Below are 16,481 nucleotides of genomic sequence, written 5' to 3' on the forward strand. Positions count from 1 at the left end.
CTTACTCTCCCGCCTTCGATGCTGTAGTCATTGTTGTTGTTTTCCTTTGCCAGCAGCCTGCACCATCAGGTAATAATTGTTCAATAGTAATCGAGTCGGCGCCGATTTGTATAATTTTGCCATAAAACAAGCCGATACGACTCCCTACTTTAGCTTTATGTAAAACGCCATCATTACTTTTTAAAAGTGCCCACTTTTCATCTTTAACTACGAAATTACCGGAGAGCGCTAAAGCATCTACGCCGTAAGCTTCCAGTGCTTCTTTACGACGCTGAAAGTCAGGTTGCAAACAATTCTCAACCCGTGACGTTTTCACTGGTGCGGTCTCGTTGCGTAGGCGGTCAAAGGGGCTACGTAGCTCGCTCGATGAATAATTAAAAGGAGGGTGGCTTTTAAATTCTGGATAGGGCTCAATCTGCGGCTGAGCGCGCTCCTTTACGCTTTGCGTGTAAGCTTGCAAGTCATCAAGTTTAGGCGAGCAACCTGCTATTAACAATAAAACAATCAGAGATAAAAACGAACGGATCATTTTTCGTCTCCTTCAAGTTCTGATGCACTTTCAGAGCGATAGGTTTTAGCCTGTAACTTGAGCGACAAGGTATTGGCCTGACGCTTAATTTCGAAGTCGTGAAGGGTCACAATTCGAGGTAAATCGGCTACCTTCGAAACAAATTCGCCAAAATTATGATAACCGCCGCTCACTTCCATTTCGATAGGAAGTTCAGTGTAGAATTCTTTTGGCACTTCTTGCTGCCAGTTTAACAGCTCAAATGTAAGGCCTGAAGCAGTGCCTACATAGGTAATGTCGTCTAGCAATCCAGGGGTCTCGTTACTGGTAGGTAGACTTTTCAGCATTGAGGAAAAGTCTTCTCTAATCTGTTTCAGCTGCGCTTCATAGGCATCTAAATTAGCCGCAATACGATATTTTGCTTCAAACTGAAGCTTTAGCTCTTGCTCTTTTAATTCCACTGCGTCTTTTATTGGCAGCTTTGGACTGACTAACATGTAATAGCTTAAGGCGCCAACTAAAATAGCGAGGAAAGCTGCTACAACGATACGGACTTCGTTTGGCCATATGGCTATCTGTTCGAAATCGAGCTCATTGAGTTCTTTTAGCTTTGAAACATCAAACTTCATTATTTCTGTGCCTCACTCACTTCAAGCTCTACAGGAGCGACATTCGGATTTATTGAAAAAGTAAGCGTGAAATTGCTGATGGCTCTGGCGGCACTGCTGTCAGACTTAATCGTAGAAAGCTCTGCAGAAACAAATACTTTCGAATTGTCTAGCGCGCGCATGAAGTCAGAAAGGCGGTTATTAGAATCGCTAATTCCTTCTATCTCTATGCGATTATTACTCCGCGTCATTGTCTCAAAAGCAACGCCAGGCGGAACCAACTTGGCAAGCTCATCGAAAACAATCGGCGCAATATTCCGACTGGCCTGAAGTTGTTCGATTAACGCCATCCGTTGTTCAACGGCACTCTTTCTTTCTTTTACTGTTTTTATCTCGCCAATTTGCGCATCGAGGATAGCTATTTCTCGTTCAAGAAATTGATTCCGCGAGTTTTGATTATTAATTTGTTGGTCAATAGCTTGACCTATAAACCAAAAAATGAGGCCTACAATGGCGGCAACGGCCACCAAGCCGGCGAGATATTGTTGTTTTTGATGCTGACGCTGCTTTTCACGCCAGGGCAATAAATTTACATGTGCCATGGCGTAAAGCTCCGGCTCGCCAATCCTGCGGCAATGGCAAGTTGAGGCGCTATTTTGTTAAGTCTTGTAATGTCAAGTTTAGGGTTAATTGTTATATTGCTAAAGGGATTAAAGCAATTTACATCAAGCCCTAGGTCTTGTTTTAAAATATCGACAAGAGGCGCTATGGTAGCTGCGCCACCGCAGAACAATATTTTCGTGGGGCGATCTGCATGCAGCGTACTCATATACATTTGTATCGCACGATTAATATTTTGCTGAAGGTTTGCAGCGAATATAGGTAATGTATCTTCTACCCAATTGCCAGAAAGCGTGCCATCAAGAAGCTGTCTCTCTGCGCTTTCCCGCTCAACCATGTGAATAGCACTGATATCGTTGATTAAATGGTTAAGGCCAAAAGCGTGCTCTTTTGTATAGATAACGTCGCCATTTTTAACAACGCATATTTGAAGCAGCGACGCGCCAACATTAACACAGCAAAGAGGGGTGTCTTCTTCGTGGTTTGTATAAAAAAAGTCTAGGGCGTTGCCAATGGCAAAATTTTCCATGTCGACAATTTTCGGCTCAAAGTTGGCTTCTCTGGCTAATAGTAATCTGCTATCAACCAAATCTTTGTGAGCGGCCGTCAAAAGCACATTTACTTTGCCTGTATGGGTAGCACTGGGCCCCATTTCTTCAAAGTCCAAATACACTTCTTCGAGCGGGTAGGGAATTAGGCTATCTGCTTCTATTTCAATTTGATTTTCTAAGTCGTAGTCGTTTTGCTCGGGATCCATATAAACGATTTTGCTTATAACTGAAGTACCCGCTACGGCGACATTGGCGAGCTTTATTTTCGTTTTAAGAGATTTACGAATCTTTTTTAGCGCGATACTGACAGACTCATAGTCTTTAATATCTCTTTCAGAAAACGCGATCTTACTTATCGGTTCACAGGCATACCCTTGAAGGATGAATCCGTCTTTTGATTGCTCTAGCCACACCGCTTTTATTTGACGCGTGCCTATGTCTAAGCCCACAATGGGCGGCAGCTTTTTTTTGAACAGCGATTTCATGTGTAAGTGTCCAGTTTCAAAGGTAGTTGCTCTAAAGTACAATGTTACTCTATTAGTATAATGCGTATGGTTCTAATGTAAGCACATACGTATAAATATACGTCATTTCAACAAAATGTCTTGGTATCCGTTACAGTGAAGTACATCAAACCATTTATTCTATTTAGTTTTCTATCAGGCCTTCTTGGTTTCGCTGCGCTGGTAGGTATTTACTTTTATATCAAACCTGACCTACCAAGTGTTACTGTACTTAAGGATGTACGGCTGCAAACACCCATGCAGATATACACCAAAGACGGAAAACTTATTTCGCAGTATGGAGTTAAACGGCGGATCCCGGTAAAACTTGAGGAAGTTCCGCAAGAATTGATCGACGCCATACTTGCTACCGAGGATAGTCGCTTTTACGAACACCATGGTATTGACCCTATTGGTATCGTCCGCGCGGCGGTGAGCCTTGTGCTAACTGGCGAGAAACGTCAGGGGGCAAGTACACTAACCATGCAGCTCGCGCGAGGGTTCTTTTTAAGTCGTGAAAAAACCTATGTGAGAAAGATAAAAGAAATTTTTATCGCGCTTCATATGGAACAAGAACTGTCAAAGCAGGAAATCTTGGAGCTGTACCTTAACAAAATTGAGTTAGGCCACAGGGCGTTTGGTTTCGGTGCGGCAGCTCAAGTTTATTATGGCAAAGAGCTTAACGAGCTCACGTTGGCACAAATTGCAACCATTGCTGGTCTTCCCAAAGCCCCCTCAGTGTTAAATCCAGTTAGCAGCCCAGTACGCTCCGTTGAGCGCCGTCGAGTTGTATTGCTTCGAATGCTTGACGAAAATTACATCACAAAGGCCCAATTCGACGAGGCTGCAAGCGCTCCTGTTACCGCCAAAAAACACGGCGCAGAGATTGAAGTGGATGCGCCATATCTTGCGGACACCATTTATAACGAAATGGTGGAAATCTATGGTAAGGAAGAAGCTGAAACTGGCGGCTACCAAGTGTTTGCAACGGCGACGTCAGATATGCAGCTTGCCGCTCAAAGGGCGGTGGTGAGAAATCTTCATGATTATGATGAACGTCACGGCTATAAGGGCGCTCTCGGATATTTGTGGAATATTCCTAAGTCAGAAAGTAAAGATGATGTTATTCCTCAATTGTCATTGACTTTCGATGTCAGTAATAAAACCTCAAGGGACGAATGGGATAAGGCGTCGATGCTGCAAGTGCTAGCGGAGATTCCCCATATCAAGCCTCTTATTCCCTCTGTAGTAACAAAGGTCAACGAACAATCAATAGAAGTGTTGTCGGTTGATGAGAAAGTACGGACGGTAGAGTGGGGCGGTCTGGATTGGGCCCGTCGCTACATTACTGATTTCAGGCAAGGGAGCGACCCGCAAACAGCCAGTGATGTCACCCAGGAAGGCGCGGTAATTTACATAAGGCAGCAAGATGATCAGTGGCGTATTTCGCAAATACCCGAAGTGAGTGGAGCCTTTATCGCACTTAACCCACAAAACGGCGCGGTTGAAGCGGTGGTTGGTGGTTATAGCTTCTATCAAAGTCAATTTAACCGAGCGACGCAAGCGAAACGCCAAGTTGGCTCAAACATCAAACCTTTTGTGTACTCAGCAGCTATCGACAGCGGTTACACATTGGCATCTATCATCAATGACGCGCCGATTAATCAGTGGAATGCGGCTACGGGCGTAGCGTGGCGCCCCCAAAACTCACCCGCTGAGTACGATGGCCCTATAAGAATGCGCAAAGCCCTTGGCAAATCTAAAAACGTTGTCTCGGTCAGGTTGCTTCGTGGCGTTGGATTAAGAGAAACCGCAGATTATTTAACCCGCTTCGGCTTTAATAAAGATGATATTCCTCTGGATGAAACCGTATCGCTGGGTTCCAGCTCGCACACACCTTTAGAGGTAGTGAGAGGTATGTCGGTTATCGCTAACGGTGGGTATCTGGTAAATCCACACTTTATAAGCAAAGTGCTGGATGAAAATGGCGATGAACTTTGGAAAGCTAATCCGGTGTGGGCGTGCAATCGATGTGAAAGTCAAAGTGAGGCTGACATTCTGCCAGAAGACGAGGAAGCCGATATTGAGGCATTGTTAGCCGCAGAACTTAATCAAGACATAGTGTTAGGTGATTCGGATGAAGGTGGAAATACGGAAAAGGTCATAGCACCTCAAGTTATCACGGCACAAAACGCCTTTTTAGTCGGTGAAATGATGCGTACCGCTGTTCGAGCAAACGGTAATTGGAGCAAAAAAACCTATTGGTTGGGAACCGGGTGGCGTGCCCGTAATATCCTTCAGCGTACTGATATTGCTGGTAAAACGGGTACGACCAACGATTCACGAGACACGTGGTTCAGCGGCTTTCACAAGGATATTGTTGCCACGGCATGGGTAGGCTTTGACAATATGGGAAGACAACTTGGCCGTGCAACCCGCAACCAAAACCTTATCAACAAAGATCCTGAAAAGTTTAATTGGATAGGCAATGCCATGATAGGTATTGAAGATGGCGCGAAAGCAGCACAGCCTGCATGGATTAGATTTATGGAATATGCGCTTGAAAGTAAACCGCATACGCCAATGCCCGTACCAGAAAATATAGTGCGGGTTCGCATTGATCGTACCAGTGGAAAGTTGACCCGACGGACAGACCATACGACACTATTTGAATATTTCCTGCAAGGCACTGAACCAACAACTTATGTTCGTGATGATGAGGTGTTGGATCCAGCCACGCAGGATGAAGCTACTGCGCCAGAGCCAGAAGAAATATTCTAATTATAAGAAGACACGTCGCTGACGTGTCGCTTCTTTACGCTTAAGCGATGTAATTGCCTGAACACATTTTCGGAAAAACAATGTCAGAAGACTCACAACGATATCTTTATATCCCTCACGCTGGCCCTTCATTGCTAGAAACGCCCCTACTGAATAAAGGCAGTGCCTTTACCGCCCGCGAGCGAGCGGCGTTCAACTTAACCGGTCTCGTGCCGCCGCGGTATGAAACTATCGAAGAGCAAGTTGAACGTGCGTACATGCAATATAGCAGCTTCGACGAAGCGCTAAATAAGCATATTTACCTTCGAGCTATTCAAGACAACAACGAAACCTTGTTCTATCGTCTGATTCAAAAGTATATCGATGAGATGATGCCCATTATCTACACTCCGACGGTAGGTGATGCGTGTGAACAGTTTTCTGACATCTACCGCAGCTCACGTGGTTTGTTTGTGTCATATGAAGAGCGTCACCAGCTTGACGACATTGTTCGCAATGCCACCAAACGCAAAGTAAAAGTGATTGTTGTGACTGACGGTGAGCGTATTCTTGGCTTAGGCGATCAGGGTATTGGCGGTATGGGGATCCCTATCGGTAAGCTGTCGCTCTACACCGCATGTGGGGGAATTAGCCCTGCGTACACGTTGCCCGTCATGCTAGACGTAGGCACCAATAACGAGAAACTATTAAACGACCCTATGTACATGGGGGCGCGCCACCCTCGTATTGGCCAAGAAGAATACGATGAATTTGTAGATATGTTCATAAACGCTGTGAAAAGGCGCTGGCCAGATGTGATGATCCAGTTTGAAGACTTCGCACAGCCAAATGCAATGCCGCTACTTAATCGCTACCGAAACGATGTGTGCTGCTTTAACGACGATATTCAAGGCACCGCTGCAGTTACGCTCGGCACTATACTCGCGGCATGTAAAACCAAGCAGCAAAAGCTTAGGGATATGAAGGTTGTATTTGTGGGCTCGGGCTCAGCAGGCTGTGGCATTGCTGAAATGCTTATTCAGCAAATGGTCTTTGAAGGTCTTACTGATGAGCAAGCACGTAAGCAAGTGTTCATGATCGACCGTTTTGGCTTAGTGACTGAAGGTATGGAAGGCCTACGTGACTTCCAACAAAAACTTCAGCAGAAAACCGCAGACTTGGCTGAATGGACATTTAGTGGCGATTACGCGTCACTACTTGACGTAATGCACTGCGCGCAGCCAGACGTACTGATTGGCGTTTCAGGTCAGCCAGGTTTGTTTACTGAGCAAGTTATCCGCGCTATGAAGCAAGGATGTGAGTTACCAATCATCTTCCCACTCAGTAACCCGTCTCGCCAAGTTGAGGCAAGACCTGAACAGGTTATTGAATGGACCGACGGTGAAGTTATTATCGCGACTGGTAGCCCGTTTAAACCCGTTGAGTATAAAGGTGAAATTTACCCCATTGCCCAATGCAACAACTCGTACATTTTCCCCGGTATTGGTCTTGGCGTTGTCGCCTCTAAAGCCAAACTAATTAGCGACGAAATGTTAATGGCTGCAAGTAACGCGCTTGCTTTAGCGTCACCATTAGTCAACACGGGGCAGGGTTCGTTGCTACCACCGCTAGCGGCGATAGCTCAAATAAGCAGAGAGATTGCCTTTGAAGTGGGTAGGGTAGCGATGGAGCAGGGGCTTGCCCTTGAGATGTCAGATGACGCTTTGCTCGAAAGTATAGAGCGAAACTTCTGGAAAGCGGAATACCGCCCTTATAAACGCGTTAGCATTTAACTAACGCTCACGTTTTAAAAAAGCAGGCCTTGCCTGCTTTTTTTGTGCGTATTGAAGTTAACCTTATACTCGGTTTGAGATAATTTATTCACAATAGCTCTGCCTCCTTGTTCTAATGTCGCCCTCTCAGTTTATTCAAATCTGTTTTATGTAAAAAGGTGTTGCTTATGCGCAACATTTCCTTTTTTTACTCTACCCTTTGCATAAAGAACTTTAACTCAAGTGTATGAAAAATAATGTTTATTTTTTTTTGGCATAAACATTGATAACTACCCTTGTCATACAGAAGAAAAAGTAGGTGTTAAAAATGAAAAAAACAAAAACTCAATTTAATTCATTGTACTCGCGAGCTCTTAAGCGCTCCTTCTCAACATCAATGGTTATGGCCGCACTTGCTACGCTAAGTGCTTGCGGCGGTTCTGGTGATAGCGTAGACGACCAGCCCACACCAACAACCAGTACTTTTTCTCTTTCGGTTTCAGATGCCCCAGTTGATGATGCCAGTGAAGTGGTGGTGTATTTCGATGAGGTTGAATTAATTGGTAACGATTCACCTATCACGTTTTCTGTTGAAGATGAGAACGGTGATCCTCGAAGCATTGATTTACTATCTTTGCCTGGCGAACAGTTTGAAGTGATTGTTGAAGGTACTGAAATTCCGATAGGTGACTACAACCAACTACGCCTTAGCGTCACTGAAGAGTCGTACATCGTGACTAACGAAGGCACATATCCTATTCGCGTGCCAAGTGGAGAATTAAAACTAGACGGATTTACTGTACAGCCCAACTTTGACGCAGCCTACACCGTTGAGTTCGATTTAAGAAAAAGCTTAGTCGATCCAGTAGGTCAAGAAGTCATCATGTTAAAACCTCGCGGTGTCCGCTTAGTATTAAACGGCGATGTCGGTACTCTCAGTGGCACGGTTGATAGCATGCTGGTGATGGACGAGAAGTGTGCTGTTAAAACTGACATGACTTCTGGTAATGCGGTTTACATCTATGAAGGTGAGCAAAATGTTCTTGATACCCTAGGTGATGACGCAGATGTCGGTGTCGATGATACCGAGTTACGCCCTTTTACTGTGGTGCCTGTAACCTACGACGAGTCTGATGAAACATTCAATTTTACCGCGGGCTTCATGCCTCAAGGTGACTATTCACTCGCCTTTTCGTGCGTAGCTTTGTTTGACGAGCCGGAAACGGATGAAGATGAAGAGGACGGTTTCTTTTTACAAACTATCGATACCACCACTGTTGTAGCAGGTGACGCTACTACGGTAACTATCGAATAGTACCAGTTTGCGGGCAATGGACTGCTCGCCTTTTATTCACAAAGCCGTGTTTTGTATCTATATAAAACGCGGCTTTTTTATGTCAGTAATCGCGCAGTACTGTTTATTAGTCGACATAGTGAGCCATACGCCTTTAAAAGCCGTTCTTTATAGCTATGAAGTATGTCTCTTTCACCTAAAAACTATTTAAGGGAATTGCTATGTCGACAGAAAGTAACTACACACCACCTGATGTTTGGACGCAGGCTGAAGATGATGGCAACAAGTGGGCGAGTATCAACCGCCCCGTGTCTGGTTCGACCCACGAAAAAGCGCGATCCACTGGCGAACATGGTTTACAGCTATACTCGTTAGCCACGCCTAACGGGCAGAAAGTGACTATTATGCTAGAAGAATTGTTGGCTGCGGGTGTCAGCGAAGCAGAATACGACGCGTGGCTAATAAACATCGGAGAGGGCGATCAGTTTTCCTCTGGGTTTGTGGACGTAAATCCGAATAGCAAGATCCCTGCTATGGTTGACACAACAACGTCACCAGAAACCAAGCTGTTCGAGTCAGGTTCAATCTTGGTCTACCTTGCAGAAAAATTCGGAAAATTTATTCCGCAAGAGGCCCAAGCGAAAGCAGAATGCTTTAACTGGCTATTCTGGCAGGTGGGTTCAGCGCCATACCTAGGCGGCGGTTTCGGCCACTTTTACAGCTATGCGCCTTATCCAATGGAATACCCAATCAATCGCTTTACTATGGAAACCAAGCGTCAACTCGATGTGCTAGACAAACACTTAGCGAACAATGAGTTCATGGCAGGCAGCGAATATAGCATTGCTGATATAGCGATCTGGCCATGGTACGGCAACCTGGTACTAGGGAACCTATACGATGCAGCCACGTTTCTTCAGGTGCATGAGTATACTAATTTAGTTCGCTGGGCTAAGCAGCTAGAGCAGCGCGAAGGAGTAAAGCGTGGCCGTATTGTTAACAAGACTTGGGGTGATGATGGCCAGTTAGAAAACCGCCACAGCGCCAAAGATATCGATAACGCGCTCGCCAACACCTAAATAATGGGGTCAGTGTACTTAAGTTATGTTAATCATCTTCTTAGCATCACAATGCCTAGAAAGATCATCGACGAAAAGTACTCTGACCCCAAATTTTCAGATAAGCTCTGCCACACTCTTTAAGTATGCTTGTTGGAGTGGGGTGAAATCCCATTCGTTCAAATCTTCATCAAATTCAAAGTTGCCCACACGGCCACGCCATTTTATGGCAGGTACAGACGTCCACGTTTTCATATACACCAGTTTACCGTGAAGGCAATGTAACACTTCAAGCTTAGGTTGCTTTGTTTGATTGTAGGTGACTCGTTCAGAAACGATTGAACCTTCCTCACATGCCTCGTTGAAAAATACAAAACCACGATAGTTTCCATTCTCCGTAATGGTTACAAGAGATGCATATTCTTTATTCTCTGACACTTTTCTTAACGCGGGTAACTGAGCTTCTACCCGTTTAATTTGAATACCCAGTTTTTTGTCGTGCCACTGCCAACCAGAACTACCCATAAAAGTAAGCTCATGATTTTTATCATCAATTTGCATTAAAAAAGTGAAGGTATTCCACGATGCTATGGCGATAATACATAGCATCACGGCCCCGGTTATATAAATCAGCGGCTTAGTCATCGTTATCTTGTTGGCAGAGCTTCTGTCTGTCTCTTACGTATGCGGACATTTATCAGACTTAAATTGCAAAAAAGTAATGGTGTTGCCTTTTTTGAGTAAGTAAATGTTCGTTCAGCGACTAAGCCAAGCTACTAAGGACGTGCAAGAAGCCATGTTCGTGCAATACGACCTAGCTGATAGTGACTATGGCGCTCGTGTCAGAAAGGCGGTAGCCAGTAGATAAAGCAAATGGGGTCAGAGTAATTTTTGGGAAAACTACTCTGCCCCCCATTGTTCTAGCTAAGTTCTAGCTAAACGTACGGTGTGGTTACAGGTGGCATGCCTTTAACTGTACTCTTCGCAATATGCTATTGGGTAGCAACTATTGCGTAAACATGAAGCCGTACAGCTTGGAGTGCTTTATCTTTCCAATTGGTCTTAGTTAGCTCTGGTGAGTGATTGCTTTGAAAAAACTGAATATAACCATGGGTTAAGGCCATGACTTGTGTTGCGATTATCACGGCTTTGTCACTTGATACCTGGTTTTTGGGAAGCGTTTTGCATAACCCTGCCATCGTTTCGATTAATGTTGATTTGGCTGTCATCGTCTCTTCGGTCATCGAAAAAAACGAGGTGCTGCCGCCAAATATTAACTGATAATGTGCCGTATTAGATTCGGCGTAGTTTAATATATTCTCGCAGGCACCAAGAACCTTATCTGAGGCCGTATTTCCATTAGCACGCAGAATGCTTTGAGTTAGCACTTCGCAAGCTTGTTGACACAAAGCGTTAAGAATACCCTGTTTGCCCTTAAAATGACTGTAAATGCCAATGGTTGATAAATTGGCGCGCTTAGCAATGTTGCGCACGCTCAAAGCATCGTACCCCTCCTCGCTGAAGAGTTCAGATGCCGCCTGCAGTATTTTTTCTTTGTTATTCATACTATTTTATCGAGTAGAAGTTATGGCCTATAACGCAGTTATAACTATAGATTAAGAATTCACGAGTTGCGCAACCGTCTCCACATTTTTATCGCTCTGTTTTTTGGCACAAACTCAGTAAAGCCTGCCTATATGTAGCGCTTAAAATAGTCTGTTACTTTGGGCCACAAGTGCTGGCACTTTCTGGAAAAGAATTTCATATGGCCTATCTCATTTACGTTTAGTGCTTTTGGTTCAAGCTCTTCAATTTCAGCGTCCATATTAGGGAACACGCTGAGCATATCGTGAACGTTACGAATATTAGCAATGTCATCGTCGTTGGCGAGAAGCCATTTAGAGGGTATCTGAATGGTGTCGTAGTGGTGCTGAATAACATCGCTACCAAACCCTGTTTTTACGTAGCCTCTACCGTTACACCATTTTTGCCATTGGCGCGCCACCTTTTTAGGTAATGGTTCTCCCATACCTACCCACTGAGATTTGGTATGGCCGAACAGTAAATTACTCACGGGAATAAAGACATTCATAAAAAAATGGGCTTTGATTAAATAGCTTTTGCGCATGTTGCGTAAGCTGCCCGATGAACTTCCGAAGTTACAAAAAGCAGTAAGGTCGCGAACGTTGTACATTAAGCCAAGCAGCTGGCCCCCCGCGCTATGACCAACGAGAAAATAAGGCACATTGGGGAAGTGAAGTTTGAGTGATTCTAGTACCGCTGGCATATCTTGCTCGCCCCAGGTTACTAGCGATGCATCGCTTTGTTTAACGCTACCTTTTACTGAATCGCCAATGCCTCTATTATCATACGTTATAACGCCAAACCCTTGCTCAGCCAAATAGGTGGCAAAAGCGCGGTAAAACTGGCGTTTGATACCCGTTGCAGGGCCAATCATAATTGCCGCTTTTGCTGGTAGGCTTGGAGAGAACAGGGAGGCGGCAAGAGGTGCGCTGTCGGCGCAAACAATGGTGATATCTTTCACATTGATGTTGGTTTCGGTGTCGTTTTGCTTTGATATGCTCGACATGAAGAAGTCTCTAAAACTGTTCTGGTCTAACCAGTAAACCCTCCGCACCCACAAAACGCAACATGCTAATTATTTATTTTACTAATGATAATGGCTAAGTAATGACAAGTAGATAAGTTGTTGGCACGCAAATGCTAAAGCTTAGCTGGGATAGATAAGCCATAGCATTCGCGATTTAAAAAGTAATGACTTAAACAGGTAGCGTGAATACTTTCGAGTTTCGCTGGAAGTTATACAGCTCTTTTTTTACAGCAGGCAACGCACTGATGTCAGCAGGCTCAAAGCCTTGCTCTAAGAACCAGTGGGCGGTAACTGTGGTCAGTACAAAAATGCTATTAATACCGGCTTCTTTAGCGCGCGCTCGCGCCTCATCTAAAATACGCTCGCCACGGTTTTTGCCGCGATAGTCCTGGTGGGTCGCCACACAAGCTAATTCCGCACAGCCGTCCTCAGGGTATAAATACAAGGCTGCACAGGCGATGATCATGCCGTCTCGCACTATCACAATAAATTGGTTAATTTCGTTTTCTAAACGCTCACGAGAGCGCTTCACCAACACGCCGCTTTCTTCTAACGGTTTTATTAACTTTAAAATACCGCCTACATCTTCAATAGTGGCGGCACGTAATTGTTCGTAATGGTGTTCCATTACCAGCGAGCCAGTACCGTCACGCGTGAACAACTCTTGCAGTAAAGCACCGTCTTTTTCATAGCTGATGCAGTGGGCGCGGGGTACGCCAGCAGCAACGCTGGTGGTAAGGGCGCTCAAAACAGTATCTTCCGTGGTAATGTCACCTGCCATGATCAGTTGTTCAAGTTGAGGGCGTTCAATGGTACGAAGCAATCGACCCTCGCGGTTATATATGCCATCAAAGTTTGAAAACACGATAAGCTTGTCTGCTTTTAGGCCAATCGCCGCCTGTGTAGCTACATCTTCATGAGATAAGTTAAACACTTCTCCCGTTGATGAATAGCCCATAGGCGATAGCAGCACGATTGAGCCATCGTTCAGATGGTCATTTATGCCGGTGGTATCGATACGACGCACTAAACCGGTGTTTTCAAAGTCAACACCGCCTCTTACGCCCATCGGCTTTGCAACAACCAAGTTGCCTGAACACACGCGTATTTGTGAACCGTGCATAGGCGAGTTCGGCAACCCCATAGTAAGCAAAGCTTCGACCTGAGAGCGTACCGAGCCTGCGGCATCTTTTACGCACTCAAGGGTCTGTTTGTCTGTAATGCGCACACCACTTTCAAAACGACCTTCGATGTTGCGAAGGGCAACACGCTGATCAATCTGAGGGCGTGCACCATGCACCACGACAACACGCACGCCCAAGCTATTAAGCAGGGCAATGTCGTGAATAATATTGGGGAAATTAGGATGTTCAATGGCTTCGCCACCGAACATCAACACGAAGGTTTTTCCCTGGTGAGCATTAATATAGGGCAGTGAACTGCGAAACAGTTTTATGCCGTCATGATGCGCTAATACCATCTAAGCAGTTCCTTGTCGCTACCCTTGCTTATCCAAGTCTTCCAGCTCTTGATACAGTGCTTTCGTCACGGTTTCTTTGCTGGTACCTCCCAAGATATTGCGTTGATTAACGCCGTACTCTAGCTGTAATACCGGATATACGTCGTCTTCAATTTTGTCGCAAATCGCTTGCATATCGCTTAGCGGTAACTCTTCAATAGCACAGCCTTTGTCGATGGCCTGAAGCACAACACGCCCCGCAATATCGTGGCCTGTTCTAAACGGCACACCTTTACCTACCAAGTAATCAGCAAGCTCAGTCGCGTTAGAGAAACCTTGGGCTGCGGCAATGCGGCAGCGTTCTTCGTTAAGCTGAAGTGAATCGAGTACTTCACTGGCAATACACAAACAAATGTGCCACTGATTAACCGTATCGATAGCACCTTCTTTGTCTTCCTGCATGTCTTTATTGTACGCAAGAGGAAGGCCCTTCATGGTTACAAGCAGTGCTTGTAGGGCGCCAAATACGCGCCCGCATTTGCCGCGCATGAGCTCAAGGGCATCTGGGTTTTTCTTTTGCGGCATCAGTGACGAGCCTGAGGTCACGCTATCACCAAGCTGTAAGAATCCCGCTTCACCAGAGTTATAGAAAATCATGTCTTCAGCAAGACGGGATAAGTGCATCATGCTGGTGCTGGCCACAAATAAAAGCTCAAGCACAAAATCTCTGTCAGAGACAGCATCTAGGCTGTTAAGGCAGGGTGAGTCAAAGCCTAGCTCTTCTGCAATCGCGTGACGATCTACAGGGAAAGTCGTACCTGCCAAAGCGCCAGAGCCTAATGGGCACTGATTCATGCGTACTTTTAAGTCGTCTAAACGGCTCAAATCACGCTTTAGCATTTCAACGTATGCTAAACACCAGTGTGCGAAGTGAATAGGTTGTGCACGTTGTAAGTGAGTGTAACCGGGGATAATGGCTTCTTGATGACGGCTAGCGGCATTTAGAAGTGATTTAATAACACCTAAAACATCACCGCGAAGTGAGGCAATATGTTCGCGTACCCACAGGCGAAAATCGGTGGCCACCTGATCGTTTCGGCTGCGCCCTGTGTGAAGCTTACGACCAATGTCGCCAAGCTTCTCAATAAGCGCGGCTTCAACGAAGCTGTGAATGTCTTCTTCGCTAGACGCGTTAAAGTCTAATTCACCCGCATCGGCCTTAACTTTCAACTCGCTAAGTGCAGCTTCAAGCTGGGCTTGTTCGTCAGTGGTTAGTACGCCTGCTTTTAGCAGCGCACGAGACCAACTGATAGAGCCTTGAATATCTTGGCTTGCCATAACTTGGTCAAACGGCAGCGAGTCGTTAACCTGTTTAAACATACTACTTGCACCGGATTCAAACCGGCCACCCCACAACGCCATGTGATGCTCCTTAATTGCTGTTTTTTGCCATCGCTACCCGCGCGTAGCTTTGTAAACTACGCGCGGTATGCGATTAACCTTGTTTCTTCAATGCTGCGATACGACTTGAAAGACTGAATAGGCGGATAAAGCCTTCAGCGTGCTTCTGGTCGTAAACATCATCAGCACCAAAGGTGGCAAAGTCTTCAGAGTAAAGGCTATTTGGCGAACGGCGTTGTGTTACCGTAGCTTGGCCTTTGTATAGCTTAACCACGATATCGCCTGTTACTTTCTTCGCAAAAGAAGCAGCACCAGCAAGAAGCGCATCGTTAAGGGCAGTGAACCAGCGGCCATCGTACATCACATGAGAGAACTCAAGTCCAATTTGCTCGCGGTACTTAAGTGCCGCTTTATCTAGCACCATGGTTTCAAGTGCTTTATACGCTTTAAGCAGCACAGTGCCTCCTGGCGTTTCATAGCAGCCGCGAGACTTCATGCCGACAAGACGGTTTTCAACAATGTCGATACGTCCAACACCGTGTGCTGCTGCAACCTTGTTTAACTTAACCAGTGCTTCATAGGGCGACAGCGCTTCGCCATCAACATGAGTAAGCTTACCTTCGTCAAACGACAGGGTTACGCGCTCAGGCGTATCCGGTGCATCTTCAGGGTCTACCGTTAGCGTCCACACTTGCTTAGTAGGCTCTTGCCATGGATCTTCAAGCTCGCCACCTTCGTGTGATATGTGCCATGCGTTTGCATCGCGGCTGTAAATTTTTGTGGCAGACGCAGTGGTTGGAATATTGCGCTCTGCTAAATAGGCAAGTAGGTCTTCACGGCTTACCATATCCCACTCACGCCAAGGCGCAATAACGGTAAGATCAGGTGCCAGGGCTGCAAAGGTGCTTTCGAAACGCACTTGGTCGTTACCTTTACCGGTACAACCGTGACATAGCGCATCGGCACCGACTTTACGCGCAATTTCAACTTGCGCTTTGGCGATAACCGGGCGCGCCATTGACGTACCTAGTAAGTATTCGCCTTCGTAAACTGCACCCGTTGTGATAGTTGGGAAGATGTATTCGCTGACGAACTCTTCTTTCAAATCAACAATGTGACACTCGCTTGCGCCAGAGGCGATAGCTTTTTCGTGAAGACCTTCAAGCTCTTCATCACCTTGGCCAACGTCAGCCGCAAATGCGACAACTTCACAGCCATAGTTTTCTTTTAGCCATGGAATGATGGCCGATGTATCAAGCCCGCCTGAATAGGCCAGCACGATTTTTTTAACGTTTTGCATCTAAGTAATCCTTTTAAGCGTCTTTTTAGGCGTCT

The 16,481-nt window shown here is 45.7% G+C and carries 14 protein-coding genes; 4 read left to right on the forward strand and 10 right to left on the reverse strand.

The window, feature by feature from the left end; genetic code table 11:
• Position 1: 1 nt before the first annotated feature.
• The 4 genes from JC525_RS17210 to pilM are packed head-to-tail and all read right to left on the reverse strand — an operon-like array spanning position 2 to position 2,773.
• Positions 2 to 529, reverse strand: coding sequence for a pilus assembly protein PilP (locus JC525_RS17210; protein WP_198816977.1), 528 nt, complete (start codon positions 527 to 529; stop codon positions 2 to 4).
• Entirely contained in the window at positions 526 to 1,137 is a 612-nt protein-coding gene (locus tag JC525_RS17215; protein ID WP_198816979.1) for a type 4a pilus biogenesis protein PilO, read from the reverse strand. Before JC525_RS17215 ends, JC525_RS17210 begins: the two co-directional genes overlap by 4 nt.
• A complete protein-coding gene (locus tag JC525_RS17220; protein ID WP_198816981.1) occupies positions 1,137 to 1,718 on the reverse strand; it encodes a PilN domain-containing protein in 582 nt (193 codons plus the stop codon). The genes JC525_RS17215 and JC525_RS17220 overlap by 1 nt, the downstream gene beginning before the upstream one ends.
• On the reverse strand, positions 1,706 to 2,773 hold the full coding sequence (pilM, locus tag JC525_RS17225) for a type IV pilus assembly protein PilM (protein WP_198816983.1): 1,068 nt from the start codon (positions 2,771 to 2,773) through the stop codon (positions 1,706 to 1,708). Before pilM ends, JC525_RS17220 begins: the two co-directional genes overlap by 13 nt.
• 135 nt (positions 2,774 to 2,908) lie before the next feature.
• Here pilM and JC525_RS17230 point away from each other — a divergent pair, with 135 nt between their 5' ends.
• From JC525_RS17230 to yghU, 4 genes are all read left to right on the forward strand, one after another.
• On the forward strand, positions 2,909 to 5,572 hold the full coding sequence (locus JC525_RS17230; protein WP_198816984.1) for a penicillin-binding protein 1A: 2,664 nt from the start codon (positions 2,909 to 2,911) through the stop codon (positions 5,570 to 5,572).
• Between the two features lie 80 nt (positions 5,573 to 5,652).
• A complete protein-coding gene (locus JC525_RS17235; protein WP_198816985.1) occupies positions 5,653 to 7,344 on the forward strand; it encodes an NAD-dependent malic enzyme in 1,692 nt (563 codons plus the stop codon).
• Positions 7,345 to 7,651: 307 nt separating this feature from the next.
• On the forward strand, positions 7,652 to 8,638 hold the full coding sequence (locus tag JC525_RS17240; RefSeq protein ID WP_198816986.1) for a DUF4382 domain-containing protein: 987 nt from the start codon (positions 7,652 to 7,654) through the stop codon (positions 8,636 to 8,638).
• 200 nt (positions 8,639 to 8,838) lie between these two features.
• Positions 8,839 to 9,696 (forward strand): glutathione-dependent disulfide-bond oxidoreductase, encoded by an 858-nt coding sequence (yghU, locus tag JC525_RS17245; RefSeq protein ID WP_198816987.1) that lies wholly within the window; start codon positions 8,839 to 8,841, stop codon positions 9,694 to 9,696.
• Between the two features lie 96 nt (positions 9,697 to 9,792).
• On the opposite strand, the gene JC525_RS17250 is transcribed toward yghU, so the two are convergent.
• From JC525_RS17250 to JC525_RS17275, 6 genes are all read right to left on the reverse strand, one after another.
• A complete protein-coding gene (locus JC525_RS17250) occupies positions 9,793 to 10,320 on the reverse strand; it encodes a hypothetical protein (RefSeq protein WP_198816988.1) in 528 nt (175 codons plus the stop codon).
• Between the two features lie 347 nt (positions 10,321 to 10,667).
• Complete coding sequence (locus tag JC525_RS17255) at positions 10,668 to 11,240, reverse strand: TetR/AcrR family transcriptional regulator (protein ID WP_198816989.1); 573 nt, start codon at positions 11,238 to 11,240, stop codon at positions 10,668 to 10,670.
• A 128-nt stretch (positions 11,241 to 11,368) separates the two neighbouring features.
• Positions 11,369 to 12,265 carry an alpha/beta hydrolase family protein gene (locus JC525_RS17260; RefSeq protein WP_198816990.1) on the reverse strand — a complete coding sequence of 299 codons (897 nt, stop codon included), beginning with the start codon at positions 12,263 to 12,265 and terminating at the stop codon, positions 11,369 to 11,371.
• A gap of 190 nt (positions 12,266 to 12,455) precedes the next feature.
• Positions 12,456 to 13,766 carry an amino-acid N-acetyltransferase gene (argA, locus tag JC525_RS17265; RefSeq protein WP_198816992.1) on the reverse strand — a complete coding sequence of 437 codons (1,311 nt, stop codon included), beginning with the start codon at positions 13,764 to 13,766 and terminating at the stop codon, positions 12,456 to 12,458.
• An 18-nt stretch (positions 13,767 to 13,784) separates the two neighbouring features.
• Complete coding sequence (gene argH, locus JC525_RS17270) at positions 13,785 to 15,167, reverse strand: argininosuccinate lyase (protein WP_198816994.1); 1,383 nt, start codon at positions 15,165 to 15,167, stop codon at positions 13,785 to 13,787.
• 73 nt (positions 15,168 to 15,240) lie between these two features.
• Complete coding sequence (locus JC525_RS17275; protein ID WP_198816995.1) at positions 15,241 to 16,446, reverse strand: argininosuccinate synthase; 1,206 nt, start codon at positions 16,444 to 16,446, stop codon at positions 15,241 to 15,243.
• Positions 16,447 to 16,481 lie beyond the last annotated feature (35 nt).

Origin of the sequence: Alteromonas sp. IB21 (assembly GCF_016405965.1) — a bacterium.
Taxonomy (GTDB): Bacteria; Pseudomonadota; Gammaproteobacteria; order Enterobacterales; family Alteromonadaceae; genus Alteromonas.

What these genes read in the sequence shown, in the direction of transcription:
- JC525_RS17210 (WP_198816977.1), bottom strand. Translation starts at nt 529, where the DNA reads ATGATCCGTTCGTTTTTATCTCTGATTGTTTTATTGTTAATAGCAGGT.
- JC525_RS17215 (WP_198816979.1), bottom strand. Translation starts at nt 1,137, where the DNA reads ATGAAGTTTGATGTTTCAAAGCTAAAAGAACTCAATGAGCTCGATTTC.
- JC525_RS17220 (WP_198816981.1), bottom strand. Translation starts at nt 1,718, where the DNA reads ATGGCACATGTAAATTTATTGCCCTGGCGTGAAAAGCAGCGTCAGCAT.
- pilM (WP_198816983.1), bottom strand. Translation starts at nt 2,773, where the DNA reads ATGAAATCGCTGTTCAAAAAAAAGCTGCCGCCCATTGTGGGCTTAGAC.
- JC525_RS17235 (WP_198816985.1), top strand. Translation starts at nt 5,653, where the DNA reads ATGTCAGAAGACTCACAACGATATCTTTATATCCCTCACGCTGGCCCT.
- JC525_RS17240 (WP_198816986.1), top strand. Translation starts at nt 7,652, where the DNA reads ATGAAAAAAACAAAAACTCAATTTAATTCATTGTACTCGCGAGCTCTT.
- yghU (WP_198816987.1), top strand. Translation starts at nt 8,839, where the DNA reads ATGTCGACAGAAAGTAACTACACACCACCTGATGTTTGGACGCAGGCT.
- JC525_RS17250 (WP_198816988.1), bottom strand. Translation starts at nt 10,320, where the DNA reads ATGACTAAGCCGCTGATTTATATAACCGGGGCCGTGATGCTATGTATT.
- JC525_RS17255 (WP_198816989.1), bottom strand. Translation starts at nt 11,240, where the DNA reads ATGAATAACAAAGAAAAAATACTGCAGGCGGCATCTGAACTCTTCAGC.
- JC525_RS17260 (WP_198816990.1), bottom strand. Translation starts at nt 12,265, where the DNA reads ATGTCGAGCATATCAAAGCAAAACGACACCGAAACCAACATCAATGTG.
- argA (WP_198816992.1), bottom strand. Translation starts at nt 13,766, where the DNA reads ATGGTATTAGCGCATCATGACGGCATAAAACTGTTTCGCAGTTCACTG.
- argH (WP_198816994.1), bottom strand. Translation starts at nt 15,167, where the DNA reads ATGGCGTTGTGGGGTGGCCGGTTTGAATCCGGTGCAAGTAGTATGTTT.
- JC525_RS17275 (WP_198816995.1), bottom strand. Translation starts at nt 16,446, where the DNA reads ATGCAAAACGTTAAAAAAATCGTGCTGGCCTATTCAGGCGGGCTTGAT.